The following is a 15,141-nucleotide window of genomic DNA, read 5'->3' on the forward strand; positions in this document are numbered from 1 at the left end:
CAGACAGATTTTATCCATCATCAAAACTGTGTAGTTACTGTGGAAATATCAAAAAAGATTTGAAATTATCTGACAGGATTTATAGATGTGAATGTGGAAATGTCATAGACAGAGATTTTCAGGCATCACTAAACTTAAAAGCTTATGGAGAAAAATTTGCAAGCTAACACTTGAACGTTAATGCAAATGTGTACGGATACGTTAATTCGGAATTTACGCCTATGGAGAGTACAAGAACTTGTGAGTAGATTGATGCTTTCATCGTCAAAAGCATACTCGATGAAGTAGGAATGAAACATAAAAGTTTATAACTTTTTATAAGTTTTCAGTAACGGAGTACGAAATATATGGCAGAAAAAGCTGTTGACTTTCAAAATCCTATTTACTATACAAATAGAGAATTATCATGGATTTCGTTTAATAAAAGATGTTTATCAGAAGCAAAAGATTCATCAAATCCTTTGTTTGAAAGGTTAAAGTTTTTGTCTATAACAGCATCAAACCTCGATGAATTCTTTATGGTAAGAGTGGCATCACTTATAGATATGATACATGCTGATTATACAAAGCCTGATATAGCGGGATTATCCCCGATTCAGCAGCTAGACCTTGTAACAAAATCTCTCCACGATTTTGTGAAACAGCAGTATCAGACACTTAATAAACAGCTAATCCCCATGTTAAGCGAAAACGGGCTTATTATGGTGAAAAGCTACAAGGATTTGACAATAGAGGAAAGCGAGTATGTAGATCAGTATTTTCACGAATTTGTATACCCGGTACTAACCCCAATGGCAGTTGATTCCTCTAGGCCATTCCCACTTATTCGTAATAAGACCTTGAATATAGGGGCTCTTATTCGCAGTAAAGAGGCCAAGAAAACAGGCAAAAAAGAAAAAAGAGATTTCGATTTTGCAATGGTACAGGTGCCAAATGTTTTATCACGAATAATCGAGCTTCCAAGTAAAGATTTAGGCATTAGAAAAGTAATACTGCTCGAAGAAATAATACTCAAAAATATGGATAAGCTCTTTTTGAACTACAACATAGAATGTGCCTATCCCTTCAGAGTAGGAAGAAATGCTGATTTATCCATTGACGAAGATGAAGCAGAAGACCTTCTCAAGGAAATTGAAAAACAGCTGAAAAGGCGTCAGTGGGGTGAAGTAATAAGACTTGAAGTATCAAGCGATATGGATAAAAGACTCCTTCAAGTTATAGGAAAAGAACTAGGCGTAACTGAGCAGGAAATCTATAAAATTGACGGACCTATGGATTTAACATTCCTCATGAAAGTCTATAAGCTTGAAGGATTCGATCATTTGAAGGAACACGGATATGTTACACCGCAGCTAGTACCTGAGATTAAGACAGATGAGAGCATTTTTAGCTGTATCAGGAAAAAAGATATTCTGATGCATCATCCATATCAGACCTTCGACCCCGTAGTAAGATTCGTTTCTGATGCAGCAGTTGATGCAAATGTTCTTGCAATCAAGCAAACCTTGTACAGAGTAAGCGGAAACTCTCCGATTATTGCAGCACTTGCAAAGGCAGCAGATAATGGAAAACAGGTAACAGTTCTTGTAGAATTAAAAGCAAGGTTTGATGAAGAAAACAATATAGTATGGGCGAAAAAGCTTGAAAAAGCGGGCTGTCATGTAATATACGGACTGGTAGGTTTGAAGACACACTGTAAGATAACCCTCGTAGTCAGAAAAGAGGAAGATGGAATAAGACGATACGTACACCTTGCAACAGGAAACTATAACGATTCCACAGCAAGACAGTATACCGATGTAGGATTGTTTACATGCAAGGAAGCTTTCGGTGAAGATGCAACAGCCGTATTTAATATGCTCTCAGGTTATTCAGAACCTCTTGCATGGAACAGACTATCTCTGGCACCCTTGTGGCTTAAGGACAGACTCCTTTATATGATAAAAAGAGAAGAAGAAAATGCCAAAAGAGGAGAAGCTGCAAGAATTGTGGCTAAGATGAATTCACTTTGCCATAAAGAAGTTATCGCAGCCTTGTATAAGGCAAGCTGCGCCGGTGTTAAAATCGACCTTATAATCAGAGGAATATGCTGTCTTAGAGCAGGAGTAAAAGGAGTTTCAGAGAACATCACCGTACGCTCTATAGTCGGAAACTTCCTCGAACACAGCAGAATCTTCTACTTTGAAAATGCCGGAAAGCCGGAGTATTATTGCGCAAGTGCCGACTGGATGCCGAGAAACCTTGAGAGACGAGTAGAGATAATGTTCCCTGTCGAAGATCCAAGTCTTCGTGAAAAGCTGTGGAATATTCTGGATACTGAACTAAAAGATAATGAAAAGGCACATATTTTGCAATCAAACGATGAATATGTTAAAGTTTCAAAGAAAGGAGAACTAATAAATTCTCAGATTGTATTTGGTGAAGAGGCAAAGAGACTTGCCAAAACATCCGAAAGCGGATTTGTGAAAGATAGCAGAACCTTTAAACCGGAGATGAATCCGTATGCATAATAAATAAAAATTTTTTGAGGTATTTTTTTAATGAGTAATAAAGACGTAACACTGATTCTTGCATCAGGATCACCTAGACGAAGGGAACTTATGCAGCAGATAGGGCTTTCTTTTGAAGTTATGCCTGCAAAAGGAGAAGAGAAAATTACTTCTGATGAGCCAAGTGAAGTAGTAAAAGAACTCGCATTACAAAAGGCTTTGGAGGTTTTTAACAAAAAAACTTCAGAAAATTTTCCAACAAAAAATGAAAGCATCATTGTCATTGGTGCAGATACCGTTGTATCATATAGACATAAGATACTTGGAAAACCCAAAGACAGAGCAGATGCAATTCGTACTATTTCTAGTCTGCAAGGTGATTGCCACGAAGTATATACAGGAGTGGCAATAGTCTTTCAGGATGAAAATGGACAAATGAAGTGTGACATATTTGCTGAAGAGACGCAGGTTGAAGTTTATCCTATGAGTCAGGAAGAAATCCTGCGCTACTGCGACAGTGGCGAGCCGTATGATAAAGCTGGAAGTTACGGTATTCAGGGTGCGTTTGCTGCTTATGTCAAAGGAATCCGGGGTGATTATAATAATGTTGTTGGTCTACCAATCGCCAGGGTTTATCAGACATTGAAGCAACATGTACTTTTATGAAACAGGAGTTAAACTATGCACGAATTTGATGATGACGTATTAAACTGCTTTTTGGAGAATCAAAGCCAGTTATTTCCAGAGGATGTAGCTTCCTCAATGGAAGAGGCAGAAGCTTTCTTGGAAGACTGCTGTGCAGTCGTTGTTGATTCCGCTAAGGAAGTAGCGGAGTACTTTGATGAAGCAGGTGTTGATTTTGAAGGACAGAATATTTTAGAAGCTTCAGAGGTTTTTGATATCGGCGATGGAAGATATCTTATAGTTGAAGGATAATGATGTTACCTTACTGACACCTTAGAGTGCCGGTAAGGTATTTTTATGGAAAGGGAAATATGAGAGCAGTAGATTTACATACACATTCCACAGCATCTGATGGAACCTATTCTCCAACAGAGCTTATTGATTATGCACATGAAAAGAATCTTGCAGCGATTGCACTTACAGATCACGATACTACCAAAGGTCTTGAAGAAGCAATTAAAGCAGGTGAAAAATATGACGATCTTGAAGTAATACCGGGAATTGAGTTTAGTACAGAATATCAGGGAAAAGATGTACATATCGTAGGTCTGTACATGAATTATACAAATCCTGTTATAAAGAAAAAACTTCAGGAATTTGTTGATTCAAGAGTTGCCAGAAACAGAAAAATGTGCGCATTGTTAACAGAACACGGAATACCCATGGATTTTGATGCACTCCAAGCCTGCTACCCTGATTCTGTGATAACAAGAGCTCATTATGCAGCATATATGCTCGAACACGGACTCGTATCTTCCAGACAGGAAGTATTCGACAGATATATAGGTGATGACTGCCCGTGTTTTGTGGCAAGAGAAAAGATAACACCTGTAAAGGCACTTGAGATGATCAAAGAGGCAGGAGGACTGTCTATCCTTGCACATCCTATTTTATACGGAATGTCAGATGAGAGACTTAGAACACTTGTAAAAGAGTTAAAAGATAACGGACTTGTTGGAATTGAAGCAATTTATTCTATGTATACAGCATCTGATGAAAGATATATCAGAGAGATTGCAGAAGATTTTGATTTGTGTATCAGCGGCGGTTCAGATTTCCATGGTGACAACAAAGATGAAATAGACCTTAGCGTTGGAAGAGGCAACTTGTTCGTACCAGAGGAAGTCCTTAATAATCTTAAGAAAAAGAGATAAGTCATGGGAAAAAAGATTTTTCATTTTGATTTGGATGGAACTTTATTAAATGATGAAAAGATGCTTACAGATAAGACAAGACAGGCTTTGGAAGTTTTTGTAGATAAAGGAAATCACTTTGTGATCAATACAGGTAGAGCCATAGATTCTGCCAAAAAAGTCTATGAAGACTGCAGGATGAATTTCAAAGGAAGTTTCCTTGTAGGTTTTAACGGCTGTCAAATCTATGATGTAGACAAAGATGAACTTGTATACAGAGAAACGATGGAGCTTTCGCTGGTAAAAGAAGTATTTAAAGTTGCATTAAGACACGGAATTCACTGTCATACATTTACAGACGATACCATAATATCTCCGGATAACGGCGAATGTATGCAGTACTACAAAAAAGTAATAAAGACTCCTTTAATAGTAACAGATGATATCTATTCACAACTTACAGTTAACCCTTCAAAATGCATAGCAATCGAGCTTCATGACCATGATAAAATGGAAAATTTTAGAAAAGAAGTGGCAAGTCTTGCACCAGATAAACTCAAGGTAATGTATTCAAATGATTATTATCTTGAGATATTTCCTCAAAATGCAGGAAAAGGAGCAGCTGTAAAAAAGCTATGCCAGATGCTGGAGGTAGATATTAAAGACAGCTACGCAGCCGGAGACCAGCAAAATGATATAGATATGATACAGACAGCAGGATGCGGAATAGCAATGCTTAATGCAGTTGATGCATTAAAACAGGCAGCAGACAGAATTACCAAAAAAGATAATAATAACGACGGACTTTATGATGAAATATTACAGGCATGCCAGATAGAAAATATTTAGACAAAAACAAGCAAATTTTTATATTTTTCCCAGTTTGCATGAACTGTTACTTTACTGTATAATGACGGGTGGCAATTTATATATTTAAAGATTATTCTTATTCGTTGATAATTATGTAGAAAGAGGTTAGAAGTTAAATGATTCAAGCTACAAATGTTACGCTTAGAGTAGGCAAGAAAGCACTTTTCGAGGACGTTAATATCAAATTTACAGAAGGCAACTGTTACGGTATTATAGGCGCCAATGGTGCTGGTAAATCAACATTTTTGAAGATTCTTTCCGGACAGATTGATACAACAAATGGTGAGGTTTCCATTACACCTGGTCAGAGACTTTCATTTTTGGAACAGGATCACTTCAAGTATGATGAAGATCAGGTTCTTTCCTGCGTTATCGGAGGAAATGCAAGACTTGCAGAAGTAATGGCAGAGAAGGATGCAATCTATGCAAAAGAAGATTTCTCTGATGAAGACGGAATAAGAGCTTCAGAACTCGAAGCTGAATTTGCAGAAATGAACGGTTGGGAAGCTGAAGCAGATGCGGAATCACTTCTTAACGGACTTGGAATAGAAACAGAGTACCATACAAAGCTTATGAAAGAGCTTAATGGTGCGCAGAAGGTTAAAGTTCTTCTTGCAAGAGCTTTATTTGGTAACCCTGATATTCTCCTTCTTGATGAGCCTACAAACCATCTTGATCTTGATGCTATTTCATGGCTTGAAGAGTTCCTTATTAACTTCGAGAATACAGTTATTGTAGTATCCCATGACAGATACTTCCTTAATAAGGTATGTACACATATCGCAGATATCGATTATGGAAAGATTACTCTTTCAACAGGTAACTATGATTTCTGGTATGAAGCTTCTCAGATTATGATTCGTCAGAAGAAAGAAGCTAATAAGAGAAAAGAAGAGAAGATTAAAGAATTAAAAGAATTCATTTCACGTTTCTCTGCTAACGCAAGTAAGAGTAAGCAGGCTACATCACGTAAAAAAGCTCTCGAGAAAATCGAGCTCGAAGATATGCGTCCATCAAGCCGTAAGTACCCTTACATTGATTTTAGACCTAACAGAGAAATCGGAAACGAAGTATTGACAGTTGATGGAATCTCCAAGACTGTAAACGGAGTTAAGGTTCTTGATAATATTTCTTTTGTAGTACAGCATGATGATAAGATTGCATTTGTAGGTGGAAATGAACTTGCAAAGACTGTTCTTTTCCAGATTCTTACAGGTGAAATGGAACCTGATGAGGGAACATTCAAGTGGGGTGTAACAACTTCCCAGGCATATTTCCCTAAGGATAATACAAAGGAATTTGATAACGATTATACAATTGCAGACTGGCTTACACAGTATTCTGAAATCAAGGATGCATCCTATGTTCGTGGATTCCTTGGACGTATGCTTTTTGCCGGTGAAGATGGAGTTAAGAAGGTTAAGGTTCTTTCTGGTGGTGAGAAGGTTAGATGTTTATTGTCCAAGATGATGATAAGCGGAGCTAACTGTCTTGTATTCGACGAGCCTACCAACCATCTTGATATGGAATCCATCACAGCTCTTAACGAAGGAATGATTAAGTTCCCTGGAGTTGAGCTTTTTGCATGTCGTGACCACCAGGTAGTTCAGACAACAGCTAACCGTATCATGGAGATTCTTCCAGACGGTTCACTTATAGATAAGCGTACAACATACGACGAATATCTTGAAAGTGATGAAATGGCTCGTAAGAGAACTGTATATCAGACTAATGAAGAAGACGAAGCAGATGATTAATAAATAAAGCTTTTTTGTAAACTTCTATAAAATATGTTCTATAAACATATTTTATAGAAGTTTAGTCTTGTCATGAGATTATTAGTGTATTAAAATAGTAAAGGCGTTTGTGAGTATTTTCACAATGGTGAGGTGAGTAATGCGTTCGAGCAAGGCAGCAGTTAAGCTAGCAATGATTCCCGCAACTCTTGGTGGTCTTTACTTGGCTATACTTATGCCAAGAATGTTTAAAAAACCTTCTAAAGAGCCTTTTGTCGGGAAGTTATATGCACATCGCGGCTTACACGATAATAAGAGCAAGGCACCAGAGAATTCGATGGCCGCTTTTCGAAAAGCAGTCGATGCGGGTTATGGAATTGAATGTGATGTCCAGCTTACCAAGGATGGAATTCCTGTCATATTTCATGACTTTTTACTGATGCGGGTAGCTAGATATGATAGCGGTTATGAGTCACCTTTTGGTATCAAGAACCATGATGGCTCAGTTAGTGTTTTGGGCAAAGTAAGTGATTACACTTACGAACAGCTCACACATTTTCATTTGATGAATTCAGAAGAGAAGATTCCAAAGTTTGAAGATTTTCTTCACATGGTAAATGGAAAAGTTCCGCTTATCGTAGAATTGAAAATTGAAACATTTGATACAAAAGTCTGTGAGAAGGCTGATGCTCTTCTTAGAAAATATAAAGGAGACTATTGTATTGAATCATTTAATCCTCTTGGACTTATATGGTATAGGAAACACCATCCGGGAGTGATGAGGGGACAATTAGCGGAGGAGTTTTTAAAAGACAGTGAGATGGAAATTCGCAGTAAACTTTTCTGGAAGATTCCGTCTAATCTCATGCTGAATTTCCTTACAAAACCGGATTTTGTTGCTTACAATTACAAGCATGCAAATAATTTTTCCAGACGAATTGTACATAAACTTTACAAGAACGTGGCAGCTGCCTGGACTATCAAAGACCAGAAAGCGCTCGATGAAAATCGCGGAAAATTTGACATATTTATATTCGATAGCTTTATTCCTGAAACAAAGGAAAAAGTTGAAAAATTTCGTCAGGAGAAAGGAAGGCATTATACAAGCCTTGACAAGTAAAATGGCGAACTTGTTTTAGACTTTGCTGTCTGCAAAGAGTTTTGTTTATATGGGTAATTATTCATGTTTTCATGAAAAATTATAAAAATGTATAGGGAATTGTCGATTTTTGGTAATTGACAAAGAAAGGGAAGAAAATGGCAAACAAGTGGGTTTATATGTTCACTGAAGGTAACGCTACAATGCGTGAATTGCTTGGAGGTAAGGGTGCTAACCTTGCTGAAATGACAAATATTGGCCTTCCAGTACCACAGGGCTTCACAATTACAACAGAAGCTTGTACACAGTATTATGAAGATGGTCGTAAGATCAACGATGAAATCATGGCTCAGGCTATGGAAGGTGTTAAGAAGATGGAGGAGATTAACGGTAAGAAGTTCGGTGATCTTGAGAATCCTCTTCTTGTTTCTGTTCGTTCAGGTGCTCGTGCATCTATGCCAGGTATGATGGATACAATCCTTAACCTTGGTCTTAATGATGACGTTGTTGCAGCTATGATCAAGGGCAATCCTGATCCTGCATTCGAGCGTTTCGTATATGATTCATATCGTCGTTTCATTCAGATGTTCTCTGATGTTGTTATGGAAGTTGGTAAGAAGTACTTCGAACAGCTCATCGACCAGATGAAGGAGAAGAAGGGTGTTAAGTTCGACGTAGATCTTACAGCTGCTGATCTTAAGGAACTTGCTGAGCAGTTCAAGGCTGAGTACAAGAAACAGCTTGGTAAGGATTTCCCATCTGATCCAGTTGAGCAGTTAAAGCTCGCTATCGAGGCTGTATTCCGTTCATGGGATAACCCTCGTGCTAACGTATATCGTCGTGATAACGATATCCCATATTCATGGGGAACAGCTGTTAACGTAATGCCTATGGTATTCGGTAACCTTAACAACGAGTCCGGTACAGGTGTTGCATTCACACGTGATCCTGCAACAGGTGAGAACAAGCTCATGGGTGAGTTCCTCATCAATGCACAGGGTGAAGACGTAGTTGCTGGTGTTCGTACTCCTATGCCAATCGCACAGATGGAGCAGGAATTCCCAGAAGCATACGCTGAGTTCATCAAGGTTTGTGAGACTCTTGAGAATCACTACCATGACATGCAGGATATGGAGTTTACAGTAGAGAACAAGAAACTCTACATGCTTCAGTGCCGTAACGGTAAGAGAACAGCTCCAGCTGCTCTTAAGATCGCTTGCGACCTCGTTGATGAAGGACACAAGACTCCAGAAGAAGCTGTAGCAATGATCGATCCTCGTAACCTTGATACACTTCTTCACCCACAGTTCGATGCTGCTGCTCTTAAGGCTGCTACTCCTCTTGGAAAGGGTCTTGGTGCATCTCCTGGAGCTGCTTGCGGTAAGGTTGTATTCACAGCTGATGATGCTGTTGAATGGGCTGCAAGAGGTGAGAAGGTAGTTCTTGTTCGTCTTGAGACATCTCCAGAAGATATCACAGGTATGAAGGCTGCTCAGGGTATCCTCACAGTTCGTGGTGGTATGACATCTCACGCTGCTGTAGTTGCTCGTGGTATGGGTGAGTGCTGCGTATCTGGTTGTGGCGATATCAACATGGATGAAGAGAACAAGAAGTTCACACTTGCTGGAAAAGAATTCCACGAAGGAGATTTCATCTCTATCGATGGTACAACAGGTAACATCTATGATGGTCAGATTGCAACAGTTGATGCTAAGATCGCTGGTGAGTTCGGACGTATCATGGCTTGGGCTGATGAGTTCAGAAGACTTAAGGTTCGTACAAACGCTGATACTCCTGCTGATGCTAAGAAGGCTAGAGAGCTTGGTGCTGAAGGTATCGGTCTTTGCCGTACAGAGCACATGTTCTTCGAGGAAGACAGAATTGCTGCATTCCGTGAGATGATCTGCTCTGATACAGTTGAAGAGAGAGAAGCTGCTCTTGAGAAGATTCTTCCTTACCAGCAGAACGATTTCAAGCAGCTCTATGAAGCTCTTGAAGGATGCCCAGTTACAATCAGATTCCTTGATCCACCACTTCACGAGTTCGTTCCTACAACAGAGGAAGAAATCAAGAAGCTTGCTGATGCTCAGCACAAGAGCGTAGAAGAGATTAAGGCTATCATCGCTTCTCTTCACGAGTTCAACCCTATGATGGGTCACAGAGGATGCCGTCTTGCAGTTACATATCCTGAAATTGCTAAGATGCAGACAAAGGCTGTTATCCGTGCAGCACTTGAAGTACAGAAGGCTCATCCAGATTGGAACGTTAAGCCTGAAATCATGATCCCTCTTGTATGTGAGGTCAAAGAGCTTAAGTTCGTTAAGAAGGTTGTTGTAGAGACAGCTGACGCTGAAATCGCAGCAGCTGGTGCTAACCTTGAGTACGAAGTTGGTACAATGATCGAGATCCCAAGAGCTGCTCTTACAGCTGATGAGATCGCTTCTGAAGCTGACTTCTTCTGCTTCGGTACAAACGACCTTACACAGATGACATTCGGTTTCTCCCGTGATGACGCTGGTAAGTTCCTTGGTGCTTACTATGATGAGAAGATCTTCGAGAGCGATCCATTTGCTAAGCTTGACCAGACAGGTGTTGGTAAGCTTATGGAGATGTCCCTCAAGCTCGGCAAGCCAGTTAACCCTAAGCTTCACGTAGGTATCTGCGGCGAGCACGGTGGAGATCCTTCATCTGTTGAGTTCTGCCACAAGATCGGTCTTGACTATGTATCTTGCTCACCATTCCGTGTACCAGTTGCACGTCTTGCAGCAGCACAGGCAGCTATCGCCGAGTCACGTCAGTAAAAGATGCAAGCTGTTTTTTGGGAACTTTTGAAATCTCCAAAGATTTCATGAAGCAAAGTATGAGGATTTATCATCCGGAAAATACTTTCCATTACCCAGAAAAGCTTGAAATAAAGCTATTCCTAGTATAGGGTGTCTGCTTAGACACCCTATATTTTTTTACTAAAGAATAATTTCAACCAGGCTGTAATGAGAGCTAGACACAAGAAATTTCCCGTTGCATTCAACAAAAAATGATGTGGGATTTCCGAAAATCGGAAATCGAAAAAAGGGTCATTTTGAAAAAATTTCCGAAAATCGGAAATTAGAAGGAGGTTCAAAAATGTCGGAATTTACAGCTAAAAAGCTAAAAGAAGCACGTATGAAAGCAGAAATCACTCAGGATGATGCTGCAGCTTTAATGAAAATTACAAGAAGAGCTATCAGTGAAATGGAAGCAGGTAAGAGAAGTATATCTGCAGATGAGCTCGCACAGTTCTCCAGAATTTATGATGTCGATGTAAGAGAATTGCTCTTTGTTGACTTTACAGAAGCTGGTGAAGAGAAGAGGCTTGCTGCCAAGTACAGTTCCTTCTTTAAGTTACTCGAAAAACTATCAGATCGTGATGTAGAAGATATTTATTGGGTAATGAAGCGTAAGGTTGAAGGATTGCTTTAAAAACTGAATAAGACTCAGGATGCCCGCATTGCAGATTACACCTGCTTTGCGGGTATTTTTATATATTGACATGTAGTCAATGACTACATATAATGAAGATAAGAATACACGCATTGACTACATTAATATAGGAGGTAGTGCCATGGATAAGGAAATATATAGCATTGAAGGTATAGATATTGAGGTGGAAAAAATAGATAAAACAGATGCTGATGCTGTACGCCGGAAGATGGCATATGCGTTTAAGATGATTAGAGCGCAGTCAGGAATGAATAGAAAAGATTTTTCTGCCTGGCTTGGTATTCCATATAGAACTATGCAGGAATGGGAACTTGGTCGTAGGGCAATGCCAGAATATGTACTTCGTTTGATTGCTTATAAGGTTCAGATGGAGAAGGAAAGGGGGAACCTATAATGACAGTATTGTATGGTATTGGAACAGTTTTAAGAGTTATCCTTAGAATAGCATTATTACCTGTACAAGCAGTTCTTACATTGCTGATGCTTGCAATTGGTTTTATCGGTGGCCTGGCAAATCTTGTATGCTGGTTGCTGGGTGTTTTCTTTGTGATTGGTGGTATTTGTTCATTTATTAATGGATCTGCTTCTCTTGGATGGCAAGGACTTATTGTAGGTATCCTTGTTGCAGTGGTTCCTCAGGCCTTAACCATTTGGGGTGCTGAAGGAATTGGTTGCATAAAGGAATTATTAGCAAGAATATAAAGCTATAGTGTGTTAAGATAAGAAGCAGCACGAAAGTGCTTATTTTGATAAATCGGAGTTTGTAAGGCTCTTTTGTTAGAGAAAGAGCTCGATAACTTCAGATTTGTCGAGCGGTGACTGTATTCGCATTCCGCTACGCTTCATGCTCATGTCGCGCTGTCGCACTATAAGTCTGCACACGAATATGTCTGTTCGTGAGCAAGCTCCCGACAGCCAATTCGGTGCATCCTTGCACCGCTCGTAGAAACGCGCAACTTCAAATTTGTCTATAATGACTTCAAGCTCAAAACAAAGAGTAAGAAAACAAATTGAAAATAAGAGAGGAAAAGATAAATGATTATGTAAAAGAGATTATAGAGATTCATGGTTGCCCATATAAAGGAAAAATTTCCATGTAGGGCAACGAATCTCAAGATTTCTTCTGCGTTTTTCATCTTTTTTATCCTTATTTTATGTATATAGGCAATTTTAGTTTTATAAAACCCCGAAAAGGCAAGAATTTGTTGCCTTTTTGGGGCTTTTTTGTGTGATTTGGATTAGTTGTAAATTTATTGAACTTTTCCAAGAACGGAAATCTAATCTTTTTGCAGACTTTTTCCTTGATTTGGGTAATCCGGCCAGTAACTCAGAGGCTTAGGAAATGAATTGTAAAATTTATAAATATAATATATAATTATTGTTGTTTTTTTAACATTAATAGATAATAGTGAAATTAACAAATCGGAGTTTAAAGGAGTATCACTATGTGGTTTTTATTAGCACTTAGTTCGGCAATCTTTGCCGCACTGACATCAATATTGGCAAAGATAGGAATTGAAGGTGTCGGATCGAATCTGGCTACTGCAATCCGTACGATGGTAGTTGTTATAATGGCTTGGGGAATGGTATTTATTACGCATCAGCAAGGCGGTATCAGAGCAATCAGTCAGAAGAGCTGGATTTTCCTGATCCTGTCCGGGTTGGCAACGGGAGCTTCATGGCTATGCTATTACAAGGCATTGCAGATGGGAGATGCTTCCAAGGTAGTGCCGATAGATAAACTGTCCGTAGTTATTACTCTGGTGTTGGCATTTGTTTTCCTTCATGAAGAGTTTACTGCAAAGTCGATGATTGGATGCATATTGATCGGGGCAGGAACATTGTTGATGGTTTTATAAATAAACAACTTCAAGTTTTTGTGGCTAAAGCCAATATAAATAATACTAGACAGATTTGTCCAATAGCGTAAATACGGCATTTTCTCGCTTTGTGTCGTGTTATGTTTAGTAGAATAATATTACTCTGTCAATGAAAGGAGGAAACAGTATGGATCAGAAAAAGATTGGACGTTTTTTAAAAGAACTTAGGAAAGAAAAGAATATTACACAGGAACAGCTTGCCGAAAAGATAAAAGTTTCAGGACGAACGGTTTCTAGATGGGAAACAGGTTCTAATATGCCTGATATTAGTTTGTTGGCTGAATTGGCTGATTTTTATGATGTTAGTATACCTGAAATCATTGATGGAGAAAGGAAAAGCGAGAATATGAATGAAGAAGTAAAAGAAACAGTATTGAAATTATCTGATTATACAGAGACAATTAATCAGAAAAACAAAGGAAGGTTATTTGTACTTACGGTTATTGCAATAATAGGAATGATTGCGTTCGTGATTATTGAATTTACAGGACTAGATACACCTGGAAGTGTCTATGAAAGAGTAGCTGGTGCAGGTCTTGGGTTAGATTGTGGTATATTAATAGTCCTTGCAGTGTATCTTTCTGGACTTTTAGGAAAGATTAAGGCAAGACGAGAAATGAAACGAAAGTACAACTGTAAATAAAAAGTCTAATAGACCATAAACTTCAAATTTGTCTATAATGACTTCAAGCTCAAAACAAAGAGTAAGAAAACAAATTGAAAATAAGAGAGGAAAAGATAAATGATCATGTACAAGAGATTATAGAGATTCATGGTTGCCCATATGAAGAAAAATTTCTCCTGTAGGGCATTTAATCTTGAAATTTCCTCTGTGCTTTTCATCTTTTTGACCTTTATTTTACTTATATGGGCAAATCAAATTTTTTAAAACCACTAAAAGGCAAGAATTTGTTGCCTTTTTGGGACTTTTTTGTATGATTTGGATTAGTTGTAAAAATATTGAACTTTTCCAAAACTGGAAATCTAATCTTTTTCCAGACTTTTTTCTTGATTTGGGCAATCCGGCCAGTAACTTAGAGGCTCAGGAAATGAACCTAGTGAGTTTTTTATTTTGCGTCCTCTGTGGACAAATTTAATTGACATTTAACAGGATTCTGTATAATTGATAATAGTGAAATAAAAAATCGGGATTTATGAAGGAGTATGAGCGGTAATGATAAAACTACGATATGGAAATACGAACACATTTTATATCGCTGGAGCAAAAGGCGGTCTGCTTATCGATACTGATTATGCAGGAACCTTACCTCAGTTTTTCAAAGCGATAAAAACAGCTTGCATTGATATAAGCGATATTTCTTATATGTTAGCCACTCACTATCACCCTGATCACATCGGAATCGTCAGTGAGTTACAGAAGCTTGGGGTTACGCTTTTGATTGTAGATGTTCAGCACAGTTCAGTTCATTTCGCCGATGACATATTTTTCAGAGACAAGCGATTGAATTACAAGCCGATAGATGAAAACGTGGCAAAGGTGATTAGTTGTGCAGAGAGCAGAAGCTTCTTGTGCAGTATTGGAATTAGCGGAGAGATCATTTACACACCAAGTCACAGTGAAGACAGTGTATCCATTATTCTTGACGATGGAAATTGTATTGTTGGCGATCTGGAGCCTGTTGAATATCTGGCTGCTTATGACCATAATCCCAGGCTAAAAAGTGACTGGGAGCAAATTATGAGCTATCATCCAAAACGAATCCTTTCTGCCCATGCAAATGAAAAAGAATTCTAAATGACAAATTCAAG

The 15,141-nt window shown here is 38.6% G+C and carries 15 protein-coding genes; all 15 read left to right on the forward strand.

Annotated elements, in window-relative coordinates; translation table 11 throughout:
- The coding region (locus G634_RS21995) for a zinc ribbon domain-containing protein (RefSeq protein WP_155830564.1) at positions 1-167 on the forward strand (167 nt) is incomplete at its 5' end.
- A gap of 180 nt (positions 168-347) precedes the next feature.
- Positions 348-2,510 carry an RNA degradosome polyphosphate kinase gene (locus tag G634_RS0110435; RefSeq protein WP_026505250.1) on the forward strand — a complete coding sequence of 721 codons (2,163 nt, stop codon included), beginning with the start codon at positions 348-350 and terminating at the stop codon, positions 2,508-2,510.
- 30 nt (positions 2,511-2,540) lie between these two features.
- Positions 2,541-3,155 carry a Maf family protein gene (locus G634_RS0110440; protein ID WP_026505251.1) on the forward strand — a complete coding sequence of 205 codons (615 nt, stop codon included), beginning with the start codon at positions 2,541-2,543 and terminating at the stop codon, positions 3,153-3,155.
- A 15-nt stretch (positions 3,156-3,170) separates the two neighbouring features.
- Positions 3,171-3,425, forward strand: a complete 255-nt coding sequence (locus G634_RS0110445; RefSeq protein WP_026505252.1) for a hypothetical protein — start codon at positions 3,171-3,173, stop codon at positions 3,423-3,425.
- A gap of 59 nt (positions 3,426-3,484) precedes the next feature.
- Positions 3,485-4,327: a PHP domain-containing protein gene (locus G634_RS0110450; protein ID WP_026505253.1), complete on the forward strand. Its 843-nt coding sequence runs from the start codon at positions 3,485-3,487 to the stop codon at positions 4,325-4,327.
- Positions 4,328-4,330: 3 nt separating this feature from the next.
- On the forward strand, positions 4,331-5,155 hold the full coding sequence (locus tag G634_RS0110455; RefSeq protein ID WP_026505254.1) for a Cof-type HAD-IIB family hydrolase: 825 nt from the start codon (positions 4,331-4,333) through the stop codon (positions 5,153-5,155).
- A 137-nt stretch (positions 5,156-5,292) separates the two neighbouring features.
- Entirely contained in the window at positions 5,293-6,933 is a 1,641-nt protein-coding gene (locus tag G634_RS0110460; protein ID WP_026505255.1) for an ABC-F family ATP-binding cassette domain-containing protein, read from the forward strand.
- Between the two features lie 139 nt (positions 6,934-7,072).
- Complete coding sequence (locus G634_RS18800; protein ID WP_196805343.1) at positions 7,073-8,032, forward strand: glycerophosphodiester phosphodiesterase family protein; 960 nt, start codon at positions 7,073-7,075, stop codon at positions 8,030-8,032.
- A 137-nt stretch (positions 8,033-8,169) separates the two neighbouring features.
- The gene (gene ppdK / locus G634_RS0110470; RefSeq protein WP_026505256.1) at positions 8,170-10,812 is read left to right on the forward strand and encodes a pyruvate, phosphate dikinase; all 2,643 of its coding nucleotides are present in this window, start codon (positions 8,170-8,172) and stop codon (positions 10,810-10,812) included.
- 322 nt (positions 10,813-11,134) lie between these two features.
- Complete coding sequence (locus G634_RS18805; RefSeq protein ID WP_051233830.1) at positions 11,135-11,470, forward strand: helix-turn-helix transcriptional regulator; 336 nt, start codon at positions 11,135-11,137, stop codon at positions 11,468-11,470.
- Positions 11,471-11,612: 142 nt separating this feature from the next.
- Positions 11,613-11,885, forward strand: coding sequence for a helix-turn-helix domain-containing protein (locus tag G634_RS0110480; RefSeq protein WP_200796074.1), 273 nt, complete (start codon positions 11,613-11,615; stop codon positions 11,883-11,885).
- Complete coding sequence (locus G634_RS0110485) at positions 11,885-12,193, forward strand: hypothetical protein (RefSeq protein WP_026505257.1); 309 nt, start codon at positions 11,885-11,887, stop codon at positions 12,191-12,193. The genes G634_RS0110480 and G634_RS0110485 overlap by 1 nt, the downstream gene beginning before the upstream one ends.
- A gap of 743 nt (positions 12,194-12,936) precedes the next feature.
- The gene (locus tag G634_RS0110490) at positions 12,937-13,350 is read left to right on the forward strand and encodes an EamA family transporter (RefSeq protein WP_026505258.1); all 414 of its coding nucleotides are present in this window, start codon (positions 12,937-12,939) and stop codon (positions 13,348-13,350) included.
- A gap of 148 nt (positions 13,351-13,498) precedes the next feature.
- Entirely contained in the window at positions 13,499-14,014 is a 516-nt protein-coding gene (locus G634_RS0110495; protein WP_026505259.1) for a helix-turn-helix domain-containing protein, read from the forward strand.
- A gap of 531 nt (positions 14,015-14,545) precedes the next feature.
- Positions 14,546-15,127, forward strand: a complete 582-nt coding sequence (locus tag G634_RS0110500) for an MBL fold metallo-hydrolase (protein ID WP_026505260.1) — start codon at positions 14,546-14,548, stop codon at positions 15,125-15,127.
- Positions 15,128-15,141: the final 14 nt, after the last annotated feature.

It is taken from the genome of Butyrivibrio sp. NC3005 (genome assembly GCF_000424545.1).
Lineage (GTDB): Bacteria > Bacillota > Clostridia > Lachnospirales > Lachnospiraceae > Butyrivibrio.